The organism is Tessaracoccus defluvii (assembly GCF_014489575.1).
GTDB classification, from domain to species: domain Bacteria; phylum Actinomycetota; class Actinomycetes; order Propionibacteriales; family Propionibacteriaceae; genus Arachnia; species Arachnia defluvii.
This window is the reverse complement of sequence record NZ_CP060789.1, coordinates 1073373-1086007: the sequence shown is the minus strand read 5'-3', so window position 1 is coordinate 1086007 and position 12635 is coordinate 1073373. Positions and strand designations below refer to the sequence as shown.

The window sequence follows — 12635 nt, the reverse complement described above, 5'->3', positions numbered from 1 at the left end:
GAGGATCATCTGACTATCAAGCATGCTCAGCACTTGCCGAGGTCGGCTCCTCCCAAGCCTGGGAAGCGCGGTTCCATCTCAATCGTTCCGTGCTGCCCGCCAGAACCGGCTCAACGAAGGCCAAGCATGCTGCGAGCAGGTCGGCGAAACTCACCGGGGTCGACTGTTCGAGCCTCTGCTTCCTTCGCCAGACTTCCCACTTGCGTTGCGCGAGTACTGACATTTGTGACAGCAACGGGCCGAGTGGTTCGAGCTCGACGTGGCGATAGCGGGCGACAACGCCGATTGCTTCCTGCAGGTCCGCACCTTCGATGGTTCGGGAGCGGGCAATGGCCGCGATGTCGGTGAAATCTCGCCAACGGGTGTTCTGCTCTCCTCGTTCGAGCGCGGTGACGATCTTCTCCGCGAGAACCATGTGATCCGGGTACCCGAGGAGGCGCAGAGTACCGCCCAGCAGGAGCGGCAGAACAGCCTCTGTCGGCGCAGGCCAGATGGGGTCGCCGAAGTTCATGTCGATGTGCAACGCCACCTGGGCGGTCGCCAACCGGGCAGCCATCTTGACCCGCACCCCGTAATAGTCGGCGTCGTCACGGATCTGCTCTCCCCTGACGGAGTCGAGGTCGAACTCAAGCCCGTCATCACGAGGAACGGCAAGAATGCTCCTGACGCGTCTTTCAACCTCGGGGATATCGTTGGCGAACCCTCGAGCGGCGAAGTCGATGTCCCTGGTTGGTCGCCGGTCCGCGAAGGCTGCCATGAGCACGCCACCCTTGAGGACAAGGTCTGCAGCAGATTCGGACGCTGCGAGTCGGGCAAGGAACCCTTCCAGCGCGTACAGAGTGATGTACTCCGCAGGGTCGCGATTCTGTCGTCCGGCGAGGTTGCGGAGATCGTTGTACGCGCGCCCCGCTGGGGTGTCTCTGGGCGGTGCCGGCGGAGTCACAGGAGCACCTCCACTGCTTGGCGGATCCGAGGGAGCGCTTTGGGGAACGAGCCCGCGACCTTCAGGAGGCCTGCTGGTGTACTCCCCCTCCGCCGCAGCCAACGTCGGAGTGCCTCATACGCAACGTCGCTGCCTTCCTGGTGCATGAGCCGGAAGGTATCGACGATGGTTCGCTCTGCCGAGTAGATCGCGACTCTGGCCCCTCCTCCCGCGTCGGTATGTTCACGCCCGATCGGGAAGGTGGCCGGGGCGAAGCTGTGCCAGCTCACATGTGAGAGGCCGACAGGGTGGTGTGTTCCGCGGGGCAGTGCGATGTCGGATGTGAACGGGATCGCGTCGCTCAGCTCGTGGTGCACAAGAGCACTCGTCAGGCATAGCGTCGCGTCTTCGCGGAGCGCGGTTGCCGCAGCAAGCATAGTGAACGCCGGCTGAAGTGCCTCGGGGCGAACATAGACTCCCCGCCCCACGCGCTCGATCTCGTCCCGCTCGAGCAAGGAGTACACCTGGTCCTTGGTGAGGCCCAGTGTGCGGGCGTCCTCGAGCGTGAAAGCTGGCGCGAGCTCGCGTATCGACACCCCTGATCCCTCCCAACTCTTGACACAGCCACCGTACCTGTAAAGAGTTGGGCGGGCAAGGAGAGTACGCATCGCCGGGTAGCCCGAACCCTCTGGCCTCGTCAGTCGGTGGTCGCGGTCACTCGCCGAGCCTTGTAGAGGGGCGACGACTCTGGCAGTGAAAGAACGAGGGGCATCGCCTTGGCAACACACTCCCCCCTCGCTTCCACTCCCCGCCGCTTTCCCATCACAAGTCGCCTCCCGCCGCCTCGTAGCGTTCATCGGACATCTGGTGACGCCTGTTGGCCAACCCTCCGTCCGGACAACTCTGGTTTGTTGGTCCCCATGCCCGGCTTGAGCAGGTCTGCCATCTGCGGCGGAGTAGCCGCCAACAACCATCAGGAGCCCTCCTCGCAGTGCTTGATGTCCCTTTCACTGATCCGAGCTATCTCATGGAGAACAGGATCTCCTGTCCCAGTCCACAACCAAAAGACACGGTCGGATTCTACGGACTCACATACATCAGCGATGATCTGGACTACAGCTCCTGTTCGGAGGGTCACCAACCAGTAGCGACTATCGGTGCGCCACAACTCACGAACCGATTCAACCCCGGCCTGCAACCCTTCACAGGCAGGTTCCCGGACTTGCGCCGGCGGCCGCCAGACCTCGACACCATCCTCATCCCAGCCCACCACGACCAGTACCTCTCTTCGACCCAGCGCTACTCACTGCCACTGGACCCGATCACCTTGAACGCCGGCAGCAACACCGTGACGATCACAACGGTCGGCAAGAACGGCGCATCGAGCGGGCTCGGCTTCACGGTCGACCGATTGCGGCTGATCAAGCAGTGATCCCCCAGTAACTGGCACGGACGCAACGAAGGAAGGGTGGGGATCGCTCACCCCACCCTTCCTCGCTCACTCGTCCGACGCGCTCTCAGTCCCGCCACGCCCTCCACAGTCGGGCGTACTGCCCGTCGAGTTCGAGCAGCTCCTGGTGAGGACCCAACTCGACGATCTGCCCATCATCCACGACGGCAATCCGGTCGGCGTCGTGGGCGGTGTGAAGTCGGTGTGCGATCGCGATGACCGCCCGCCCCTCGAGGAGCGCGGACATGGAACCCTCCAGGCTGCGCGCGGAGGTCGGGTCGATCAGAGACGTCGCCTCGTCCAACACCAATGTGTGGGGGTCGGCGATGATCAACCGCGCCAGAGCCACCTGCTGCGCCTGCGCCGGAGTCAGCGCCGTCTTGCCGTGCCCGAGCTGGGCATCGAGCCCATCCGGGAGCCTCGACACCCACCCCCAGGCCCCCACCGTCACCAGGGCCTCCTGCACCTCCGCGTCGGAGGCGCTGGTCTCGCGGGCGAGCACGACGTTGTCGCGGACGGACCCCATGAACACGTGATGCTCCTGCGTGACCAGGGCAACCTCGGTGCGCAACCGGTCCAGCGGCAGATCCATAACGTCCACGCCACCGACGGTGACATCGCCGGTGCGTGGCCGGTTGATCCCGGCCACCAGTCGGCCCAGCGTCGATTTGCCGGAGCCGGAAGGTCCGACGACGGCGAGCCGCTCGCCCGGGCGAAGGTCAAGGTCAACCCCGTGAAGCACGTCGACTCCCTCCCGGTACCCGAACCGCAGATCGCTACCGGTCAGCTTCACGCCATCAGGCTGCGACTCGCCCGGGGTACGGTCATCGTCGAGTTGGGCGACGCCGATCAGTCGGGCCGTGCCGACGATTCCGAGCTGCAGATGGTCGAGAACCGCGATGACCCGGTCGAGGGGCCCCTGCAACTGCGACACGTACAGGGCCGCAGTCGTGATCTGCCCGATCGTGACCCACCCCTGCGAATGACCCCAGATGCCGAGCAGGACGACTCCCACGAGCGGCAGTTGGAACGAGGAGTCGACCATGGCGAACAGCATGTTGCGCAGCGTCATCGTGTACCGCTCCGCCTGGGCGGACACCTCGGTGTCCTCGTCCAGCTGCCCGATCCGCTGGCCCCCGAGCCCCAGGGCCTCGACGGTCCGGGCACCCTCCACCGTCTCGGTGGTGGTGGAGTTGATGACGGAGTACGACGCCGACTCGGTGATGTATCCCGCCGTGGCGCGGGCCAGGTAGTAGCGACCGCCCAGTGCCATGATCAGCGCGGTCCCGACCATCGGCAGCGTCAACAGCCACGAGTTCACAGCCATGGCCGTGACGGTGGCACCGATCAGGACAACCGACACGATCAGGTTCGGCAACGCCCAACGCGCCGCGGTCGCCATCTTCCCGACGTCGGAGGTGATCCTGGTCAGAAGGTCGCCGGAACCGGACGCCTCCACGTGGCCGAGAGGCAGCCGCAACACAATGCGCACAACCTCTTCACGGGCGGCCGCGAGCAGGTCGTATCCGAACACGGCAGAAGCCCGGCGGGCGCCGAACGTGACGACGGCCTGCGCGACGATCAGCCCGGTGATGATGCCGGCCATGGTCGCCACGTCCGAGCGGCCGAGCCCACCGGCCGTGACATCGTCGACGAGACGCCCCAGCAGCAGCGGCGCCACGAGACCCACCCCGGCCGCCGCGACATTGAGCAGAATCGTCCAGACCAGCGCCGCCCTGCGGCTGCGCAGCAGCACGCCGAGGAAACCGGCCGCCTGGCCCGTCGTCGCGACGGGGAAGCCCCGCCGGGGAGAACGGGCGTCCTCGTACACCGACCTGGCGTTCGCCCCACGGAGCGAATGCCGCTGTCGCAGGGCAGTGAGACGACGAAGCGGGCCTGCCCCCTTCGGCACCTCGAGCCCGGTGGGCACACGGGGTGGGAGCGGATCGACCCGCCACGTGTCGGCGGACGTGGTGTCCAGCAGTTGTTCACTCATGGTGAGTCCTCCATCCCGCGCGCAATGACGCTGCGGTAGTCCGCGTGATCGCGCAGCTCGTGGTGGGTGCCGCGGGCGACCTCCCGGCCGTCGACGAGCACCGCGATCTCGTCGCAGCGGCGCAACAGCAGAGGCGACGCCGTCACGACGACGGTGGTGCGGCCAGCGCGGTGATCGGCGAGCCGTTCCGCGATGCGGGCCTCAGTGTGGGCATCGACGGCGGAGGTCGGCTCGACAAGCACCAGTACGTCAGGGTCACGCAGCAGCGCCCTGGCGAGGATGACCCGCTGCCGCTGGCCCCCGGACAACCCGCGTCCCTTCTCGTCGATGCGGCCCTGCCACCCTTCGGGCAGCGAGGCGTAGATGTCTTCGGCCGACGCGACCCGCAGCGCCTGCTCGGCCTGCTGCCTGCTGTGTGTTCCCCACGGGTCGACGGCCGTCTGCAGGGTTCCGGCGAACAGCATCGCCCCTGTGTGGGACACCACGACGTGCTCGCGCAGCTCGGAGATGTCGAGCTGGGAGTAGTCGATACCGTCGGCGCTCACACCCCAGGGCCTGGCTGCGGCCTCGGCGTCCTCGGCGGCACGACGGCGACGCTCCGCCAGCCGCTCCCGCCGCGCCCGCCGCTTCGCGCGCTCGGACAGATCGTCGTCGTCCTCGGCCTCGGGGCACCCTCAGGAAGGTAGCGTCCGAGCCGGTCGGCCATCGCCGCGGACGCGTCAGGATCGGCCGAGACGAGTCCCAACATGCGTCCTGGCATCACGGTGACGCCGGATGCCTCGTCGAAGAGCGTCGGATCCTCGCTCAGCTTCTGCGGCCCCGGAGCCCACGGCAGATCGGCGCTGAGCAGCGCCATCGTCTTGGCCGCCGACACCAGGCCCTGCACCCACTTCTGGGCGAAGTCGAAGAAGGTCTGCATCGGCGAGATCAGGAACACGGCGTAGCCGAAGAAGCTGATCAGTTCGCCGACCGTGAGGGTGCCGTCGAGCAGGCGCATCGACCCGAGGTAGACGAGCGCGACGAGGAGCAGCCCCGATAGCAGGATGCTGATGGCCTCGACCACGGCCTGCCAGGTCCCCAGCCGGACCCCGAGGTGCCGGACCTTCTGCGACTGGCGCTCGTAGTTCGCCGCGAAGGTCCTCTCACCCCCGACGCCGCGGAGGATGCGAAGACCGGTGGCGATGTCGGTCGCCAGCGACGTCAACGACGACGCCTCCGTGCGTTCCGCCTCCTGGGCCCTGGTCAGCGGGCGTAGCACCGGCGCGGAGGCGCCGACCAGCAGGGGGACGGCGACGAGGACCAGCGCACCGAGCGCAGGCGACGTCGTGAGCATGAGCACGGATGCGAGCAGGAAACTGATCGCTGCCGCGATGGCATGCCCGAACGCGTCGACCGTCGCACCGAACTGATCGCTGTCCGAGGCCGACACGCTGAGCACCTCGCCGGTGGGGACGCGACGGTTCAGCACGTGCCCCAGGTGGACCGACTGTCGCGTGACGCGACGCTGGATGCCGTAGATCCCAAGCAGCCACATCCGCACCGCGAAGGTGTGGAAGGCGATGCCGCCCGCCACACCGATGACGATCACGCCGAGCAGAGCCGCCACCCAGCCGAGCGCGTCGACGATCCCCTGCTCGATGCCTGTGTCGATCGCTCGACCGAGCAGCCACGGCGTGACCGCCGCCGGAATCAGCCAGGTGGACGCGGAGGCCGTCATGGCAGGCACGACCCACCCGTAGGAGCGGATCAGCCAGAAAAGGAACCTGCTCGGCGACCTGGTGTCCGGACGCGAGTCGGCGGGGATGGCAGGCGGGAAGTCGTAGCGCCCGCGCGGGGTGGTGTAAATGATGAGTCCTGGTGGACGGCGCCGTCAGCGGCGCGAAGATCGGGAGGAGTGGGACGCTCAGGGCGTCAGAGGCGCGACCGGGTCAGGAGGCGAAGATGCGCGGCCGACCGAGGGTAACAGCGGCGACGATGGTCAACATCACTGCACCTCCTCCAGATCGACAACAGCGTCAACACTAGGAGCCCGGACCGGAACCTGTCAACCGGTCCCCCTCCAGAGGTCGCGTCAGTCGCGTGCGTGCGACTCCAGGAACTCGAAGAGTTCGCGATCATCCACGCCCGGGTACGTGCCCTGGGGCAGCGGCGCGAACAGGTGGGAGCGGACGCGCGGCGAGGCCCAGGCCTCCCCCTTCCACCGTTCCGCCAGCCCGTCATCCGGCCGGCGGCAGCAGCGCACGTCCGGGCAGGTCGACACCTCCCTGGTCTGCGACTCGCGCCCGCGGAACCACTTCGAGGCGGCGTACGGCACACCCAGCGTGATCGAGAACTCCGCCATGGCGCCCGTGCCCGTCTGCGTCGACTCGAAGAAGGTGCCGGCAGGGGTGTCGGTGTACTGGTAGTGCTCACTCGCGCGGGTCGACCTGGCGAAGGCACGCCGCGCGCTCCAGTGACGGCACACCACCTCCCCTTCCGTTGAGCCGGTGGCGTCCTGCGGCAGGGGGAGGCCGTCGTTCTCGTAGGCGCCGACGACGGAGCCGTCACCGTCGACCCGCAGGTAGTGCAGGGTGATGCCCAGGTGGTGTGTGGCGAGGTTGGTGAACCGCAGGGTCGCGCTCTCGTGCGTGACGCCGAAGGTGTCACGGAAGTCCTCGATGGCGATGTTGCGTTCCCGTTTGGCCCGCTCCAGGAACTCCAGCGACGCGGCGCGCGGCATCAGGCACCCTGCTGCGAAGTAGCTGGCCTCCAGACGCTGCCGGAGGAAGTCGGCGTAGTCGACGGGCGCCGCATGCGCGAGCATCCGGTTCGCGACCGCCTGCAACGCCAGAGAACGCAGGCCATGCCCGCCCGGGATCGAAGCGGGCGGGATGTAGACCCGGCCACGCTCAAGGTCCACCACTGCGCGGGCCGAGTGCGGCAGCCCGTCGGTGTGGACGATCGTGAGGCCCACCCGTCCCGCCAGCTCCGCGACCGTGCGGTGGGTCAGTGCGCCGGTGGTGTGTCCGACGGCCCGCGTGGCCTGCTCGGCGATGACCTCGATCTCGGGGAGGTAGTTGTTCAGCTCGCGCATCCTGCTGCGGTGCTGCGTGTTGGCGCGGCGGGCCTCCTCCGGGGTGGCGATGGCCAGGCGGGCCCGGCGGTCCAACTCGCGGTGCAGGCCGACGATCGTCTTCAGCACCGAGTCCGACATCCCCCGGCCCGGGCGCAGGAGAGGCAGCCCGAGCTCCCGGTAGGCGGGCGAGGCCTGCGCCCGCTCCAACTCGATCTCCAGCGAGGCCCGCGGTGACGGCGGTTCAGCGGACAGGAGGTCCGCGGCGGTCACCTTGAGCGCCGCGGCGATCGCCTCGAGCAGTGAGAGCCGGGGTTCGCGGCGTCCGTTCTCCACCATCGAGAGCTGGCTGGGAGCGGTTCCTGTGAGATCCCCCAGTTCTTCGAGCGTGAGCCCCGCGCGGGTCCGGAAGTGCCGGATGCGGTGCCCCAACGTCGAGAGATCGGCCATGGAGTTCACGATATGCGAAGAAGCACGAAACTTCACATGCTTCTGGCTACCAGGGTCCCCCGGTTCCTTCCCTATGGTGAATCCAGGAGCCCATCCCGCAACGAAGCGCAGACCACACAGGTTGGAGAAACTCATGACCGTCACCGTCACCATCGCCCACCAGCCCCCCGCCACCGCCGACCGGCGTGTCGTCGCCTGGGTCGAGTCCGTCGCCCGGCTGACCCGCCCCGACCGCATCGTGTGGTGTGACGGCTCGCCGGAGGAGCGTCAGCGCCTGCTGGATGAGGCGGTGGCCGCGGGCACCCTGATCAAGCTCAACGAGAAGTTGCGCCCCAACAGCTACCTGGCCCGGTCGAACCCGGGCGACGTGGCCCGGGTCGAGGCGCGGACCTTCATCTGCTCAGAGCACGAGGATGACGCGGGGCCCACGAACAACTGGGCCGCTCCCGGAGAGATGCGCGAAACCCTGAACGGGCTGTTCCTCGGCTCCATGCGTGGTCGCACCATGTACGTCGTGCCGTTCTCGATGGGGCCGGTCGGCAGCCCGCTCGCCCGACTCGGCGTCCAGGTGACCGACTCGCCCTACGTGGTGATCAGCACCGGCACCATGACCAGGATGGGCGCCGCGGCCCTCGACCGCATCGGCCCGGACACCGAGTGGGTCCCCGCGATCCACACGGTGGGGGCACCGCTTGAGCCGGGCGAGGCCGATGTCGCCTGGCCCTGCAACGACACCAAGTACATCGTCCACTACCCCGAGACGCGGGAGATCTGGTCGTACGGCTCCGCCTACGGCGGCAACGCCATCCTGGCCAAGAAGGGATTCGCGCTGCGGATCGCATCGAAGATCGGCGGTGAGGAGGGCTGGCTGGCCGCCCACATGCTGTTGCTCAAGGCGACCAACCCGGAGGGACGATCCTTCCACGTAGCCGCCGGCTTCCCCAGCGCCTGCGGCAAGACGAACTTCGCCATGCTGCGCCCGTCGCTGCCCGGCTGGACCGTCGAGACGATCGGCGACGACATCGCCTGGCTCGCCCAGAGCGAGGACGGCACGCTGCGTGCCATCAATCCGGAGGCAGGCTTCTTCGGGGTCGCCCCCGGCACTGGCTACTCTACCAACCCGACGGCGATCGCGGCGATCGAGGCGGACACCGTCTTCACCAATGTCGCGCTGACCGACGACGGCGACGTCTGGTGGGAGGGCCTCACCGATGAGCCCCCTGCGCACCTGACCGACTGGTTGGGCAACGACTGGACACCTGACTCCGGGACCCCGGCCGCGCACCCCAACTCGCGCTTCACCGTCGCGGCCCACCTATGCCCCTCGATCGCCGACACCTGGGACGACCCGGCGGGCGTGCCGCTGGACGCCATCATCTTCGGTGGGCGCCGGGCGACGAACGTCCCCCTCGTGGCCCAGGCCAGGGACTGGGAGCACGGCGTCTACCTGGGCGCCACACTGGCCTCGGAGCGGACCGCGGCCGCGGAGGGCACGCTGGGCGAACTACGCCGCGACCCGTTCGCCATGTTGCCGTTCTCCGGCGTCCACATGGCCGACCACTGGCAGCACTGGCTCGACGTCGGTGAGCGGCTCGCGCAGTCCGGCAATGCACCCCAGATTTTCCAGGTCAACTGGTTCCGTCGCGGCGAGGACGGCCGCTTCCTGTGGCCCGGCTTCTCGGAGAACGCCCGTGCGCTCGCATGGATCACCGAACGGATCGAGGGCCGCGCCGAGGCGACAGAGACCCCGTTCGGGCTCGTGCCCGTCGCAGGGGCCATCGATCACGAGGCGGCGGGCGTGAGTGACGAGGACTGGGAGGCGCTGTTCGCGATCGACCGGGCCGGCGTCACCGCAGAGGCTGACGACACCGACGTCTTCCTCGCACGGATCGGCGCGAAGGTGCCCGAGGCGGTGCTGCGGCAGCACGCGGAGTTCCGCGCGCGGCTCTGAGCTAGGTTCCGCGCCGGCGCTGAGGGGCTGGCGGCCCTCAGCCTCTCAGCGCCGCGTAGCAGTCCGCCAGGACCGTCTCGTCCGGCTCGGCGAGGATCGTGACCTCGCCGACGCCGCGGAGACCGACGAGCCGCAGCGCGTCGCCACGGGCCTTCTTGTCCAGCGACATGATGGGCCGCAACTCGCGGTACGCCGCCGGGTAGCGCAGCGGCAGCCCCAAACCGCCGAGGAGCTCGTCGTGCAAGGCCACCACGTCGCCGTCGAGGCCGAGCAGTTCCTTGGAGACCCGGGCCATCCACGCCATGCCCACGCTGATGGCCTGGCCGTGCCGCCAGGTGAACCCCGCGTGCTTCTCGACGGCATGGCCCAGCGTGTGTCCGTAGTTGAGGGCCTCCCGGCCGACGCGGTCGCCGGACGACGTCCGCTCCGTCAGGTCGGCGGCTACGACGGTCGCCTTCACCTGGACGGCCCTGGTGACGAGCTCGGCGAACCGGTCGCCGGTCACATCGAGGCAGTCGGCCAGGTCGGTCGTGGCCAGATCGAGGATCGCCGGATCGGCGATGAAGCCGCACTTGATGACCTCGGCGAGCCCCGAGGCGACCTCGGCAGCCGGCAGCGAGTCGAGCAGCGCCAGGTCGCACAGGACGGCGCGCGGCTCATAGAAGGCGCCGACGAGGTTCTTGCCCGCTGCGAGGTTGATGCCGGTCTTGCCTCCCACCGCGGCGTCGACCATGCCGAGCACCGACGTCGGTACCGAGACGTAGGCCACACCGCGCAGCCAGCTGGCCGCGACGAACCCGGAGAGATCGGTGGCAGTGCCGCCACCGAGCCCGACGACCACGTCGTTGCGGGTGAAGCCGGCCTCTGCCAGTGCCTCCCAACAGTGCGTCAGCACCGCGGGAGTCTTGGCGGCCTCCGCATCCGGGACGGGGATCAGCGTGGCCGGCACGCCCAGGTCGGCGACCGCGGCGGACGCGAGCCTGGCCAGCGCGGCCGGATGGATGACGGCGACCCGCGACGCCCCGGCGACCAGGCCGGGCAGCCGGCTCAGCGCGCCGGGCTCGATGTGGACGTCGTAGGGTCCGAGCGCCGACTCGACCCGGACGCTCACTGCCTCGTCCTCTCAGCGACGAGCTGGTCGGCCACCTCGGAGCTGCCGCGGCCGTCGGTGTCGACGATCTGCGTGGCGAGCGACTCGTAGATGGGCGTGCGCTCGCGGAGCAGTTCCACGAGGCGGCTGCGGGTGTTGCCCAGCAGCAGCGGACGGACGGTGTTGAGGCCGACGCGGCGGCTGGCCTGCCCGGCCGAGACCTTCAGCCAGATGACCTCGTGGCCGGCCAGGGCCTCCCGGATTGCGGGGTTCATCACCGCTCCCCCGCCGAGCGACACGACGTCGTAGGCGCCGAGGAGTTCGATCGTCGCCTCCTGCTCGAGGGCACGGAAGTACGCCTCGCCCTCGTCGGCGAAGATCTCGGACACGGGCTTGCCCTCGACCTCCTCGATGCGCTGGTCGACGTCGACGAACGTGGCGCCGAGCTTGCGCGCCATCCGCCTGCCGACGGTGGACTTGCCTGCCCCGGGGGCGCCCATGAGCACGATGGTCATCAACCGATCTCCAGTCCGCGGGAGGCGACGTCGGCGAGGTAGGCCTCGCAGTTGCGCCGGGTCTCGGCGACGGAGTCGCCACCGAACTTCTCGAGCACTGCCTCGGCGAGCACCAGCGCGGCCATGGCCTCGGCGACGACGCCGGCGGCCGGCACGGCCGTCACGTCGGAGCGCTGATGGTGCGCCTGGGCGGCTTCGCCGGTGGTCGTGTCGACGGTGCGCAGCGCGCGCGGCACCGTCGCGATGGGCTTCATGGCCGCGCGGACCCGCAGCACCTCGCCTGTCGACATGCCGCCCTCGGTGCCGCCGGAGCGGTGGGAGGCGCGGCGGATGCCCCGTCGCCGGGCACGATCTCGTCATGGGCCAGCGACCCTCGGGTGCGGGCCAGCTCGAAACCGTCGCCGACCTCGACGCCCTTGATGGCCTGGATGCCCATGAGCGCTCCCGCGAGCCGCGCGTCGAGCCGACGGTCGCCCTGGATGTGCGAGCCGAGGCCGGGAGGCAGCCCCCAGACGACGACCTCGACGACGCCGCCGAGGGTGTCACCGTCGCGGCGGCACGCCTCGACCTCCGCCTGCATCAGCGCGGAGGCCTCCGGGTCGAAGCAGCGCGCCGGGTCGGCGTCGATGGCGGGGAGATCATCGATCGTGGGCAGCGTGGCCCTGCTGGCCCTCACTGGCCCGAACTCGACGACGTGGCTGAGCACCGTGACGCCGACGGCCTGGCGCAGGAACGCCTGGGCCACGGTCCCGAGCGCGACGCGGGCGGCGGTCTCGCGGGCGGAGGCGCGCTCCAGGATCGGGCGGGCCTCGTCGAAGTCGTACTTCTGCATGCCGGCCAGGTCTGCGTGGCCCGGGCGGGGTCTGGTCAGCTTGGCGTTGCGGGCGGACGCCTCCAGCTCGGCCTGGTCGACCTCGCCGGGTGCCATCACCTGCTGCCACTTCGGCCATTCGGTGTTGCCGACCTGGATCGCGATCGGCGATCCCAGCGTCTCCCCGTGGCGGAACCCGCCGAGCAGCGTCACCTCGTCGGCCTCGAACTTCATCCGGGCCCCTCGTCCGACGCCCAGCCGACGGCGGCGCAGGTTCTCGGCGATCTCCTCGACCCCCACGCGGACGTGGGCGGGGATGCCCTCCATCGTGGCGATCAGCGCTTGCCCGTGGGACTCACCGGCGGTCAGGTATCGAAGCATTGCGCCATTGTGTCAGA

At 69.0% G+C, this 12635-nt stretch carries 10 protein-coding genes and 1 pseudogene; 2 read left to right on the top strand and 9 right to left on the bottom strand.

Features of this window, described 5'->3' with window-relative positions; genetic code table 11:
- Positions 1–16 precede the first annotated feature (16 nt).
- Together H9L22_RS05090 and H9L22_RS05085 are read right to left on the bottom strand one after the other, a co-directional pair.
- Positions 17–943 carry a nucleotidyl transferase AbiEii/AbiGii toxin family protein gene (locus H9L22_RS05090; protein WP_187721849.1) on the bottom strand — a complete coding sequence of 309 codons (927 nt, stop codon included), beginning with the start codon at positions 941–943 and terminating at the stop codon, positions 17–19.
- Positions 940–1518 (bottom strand): type IV toxin-antitoxin system AbiEi family antitoxin domain-containing protein, encoded by a 579-nt coding sequence (locus H9L22_RS05085; RefSeq protein WP_226966142.1) that lies wholly within the window; start codon positions 1516–1518, stop codon positions 940–942. The genes H9L22_RS05090 and H9L22_RS05085 overlap by 4 nt, the downstream gene beginning before the upstream one ends.
- 431 nt (positions 1519–1949) lie before the next feature.
- Between H9L22_RS05085 and H9L22_RS05080 the strand changes: the two genes are divergently transcribed.
- Entirely contained in the window at positions 1950–2354 is a 405-nt protein-coding gene (locus H9L22_RS05080) for a hypothetical protein (protein WP_187721848.1), read from the top strand.
- A gap of 85 nt (positions 2355–2439) precedes the next feature.
- Here H9L22_RS05080 and H9L22_RS05075 read toward each other — a convergent pair whose 3' ends face one another.
- The 4 genes from H9L22_RS05075 to H9L22_RS05065 form a co-directional block, all read right to left on the bottom strand.
- Positions 2440–4368 carry an ABC transporter ATP-binding protein gene (locus H9L22_RS05075; protein WP_187721847.1) on the bottom strand — a complete coding sequence of 643 codons (1929 nt, stop codon included), beginning with the start codon at positions 4366–4368 and terminating at the stop codon, positions 2440–2442.
- Positions 4365–4913, bottom strand: a complete 549-nt coding sequence (locus tag H9L22_RS18570; protein WP_226966141.1) for an ATP-binding cassette domain-containing protein — start codon at positions 4911–4913, stop codon at positions 4365–4367. The genes H9L22_RS05075 and H9L22_RS18570 overlap by 4 nt, the downstream gene beginning before the upstream one ends.
- Positions 4910–6085, bottom strand: coding sequence for an ABC transporter transmembrane domain-containing protein (locus tag H9L22_RS18565; protein ID WP_226966270.1), 1176 nt, complete (start codon positions 6083–6085; stop codon positions 4910–4912). Before H9L22_RS18565 ends, H9L22_RS18570 begins: the two co-directional genes overlap by 4 nt.
- Positions 6086–6439: 354 nt before the next feature.
- Positions 6440–7870 (bottom strand): helix-turn-helix domain-containing protein, encoded by a 1431-nt coding sequence (locus tag H9L22_RS05065; protein ID WP_187721846.1) that lies wholly within the window; start codon positions 7868–7870, stop codon positions 6440–6442.
- Between the two features lie 133 nt (positions 7871–8003).
- Between H9L22_RS05065 and H9L22_RS05060 the strand changes: the two genes are divergently transcribed.
- A complete protein-coding gene (locus H9L22_RS05060; RefSeq protein WP_187721845.1) occupies positions 8004–9821 on the top strand; it encodes a phosphoenolpyruvate carboxykinase (GTP) in 1818 nt (605 codons plus the stop codon).
- 37 nt (positions 9822–9858) lie between these two features.
- Here the strand turns inward: H9L22_RS05060 and aroB are convergent, their stop codons facing one another.
- From aroB to aroC, 3 genes and pseudogenes are all read right to left on the bottom strand, one after another.
- Complete coding sequence (aroB, locus tag H9L22_RS05055) at positions 9859–10932, bottom strand: 3-dehydroquinate synthase (protein WP_187721844.1); 1074 nt, start codon at positions 10930–10932, stop codon at positions 9859–9861.
- The gene (locus tag H9L22_RS05050) at positions 10929–11426 is read right to left on the bottom strand and encodes a shikimate kinase (protein ID WP_187721843.1); all 498 of its coding nucleotides are present in this window, start codon (positions 11424–11426) and stop codon (positions 10929–10931) included. Before H9L22_RS05050 ends, aroB begins: the two co-directional genes overlap by 4 nt.
- Positions 11426–12618 (bottom strand): annotated as a pseudogene (aroC, locus tag H9L22_RS05045) (chorismate synthase). Before aroC ends, H9L22_RS05050 begins: the two are co-directional and overlap by 1 nt.
- Positions 12619–12635 lie beyond the last annotated feature (17 nt).

What these genes read in the sequence shown, in the direction of transcription:
- H9L22_RS05050 (WP_187721843.1), bottom strand. Translation starts at nt 11,426, where the DNA reads ATGACCATCGTGCTCATGGGCGCCCCCGGGGCAGGCAAGTCCACCGTC.
- H9L22_RS05075 (WP_187721847.1), bottom strand. Translation starts at nt 4,368, where the DNA reads ATGAGTGAACAACTGCTGGACACCACGTCCGCCGACACGTGGCGGGTC.
- H9L22_RS05080 (WP_187721848.1), top strand. Translation starts at nt 1,950, where the DNA reads ATGGAGAACAGGATCTCCTGTCCCAGTCCACAACCAAAAGACACGGTC.
- H9L22_RS18565 (WP_226966270.1), bottom strand. Translation starts at nt 6,085, where the DNA reads ATGACGGCCTCCGCGTCCACCTGGCTGATTCCGGCGGCGGTCACGCCG.
- H9L22_RS05060 (WP_187721845.1), top strand. Translation starts at nt 8,004, where the DNA reads ATGACCGTCACCGTCACCATCGCCCACCAGCCCCCCGCCACCGCCGAC.
- H9L22_RS05065 (WP_187721846.1), bottom strand. Translation starts at nt 7,870, where the DNA reads ATGGCCGATCTCTCGACGTTGGGGCACCGCATCCGGCACTTCCGGACC.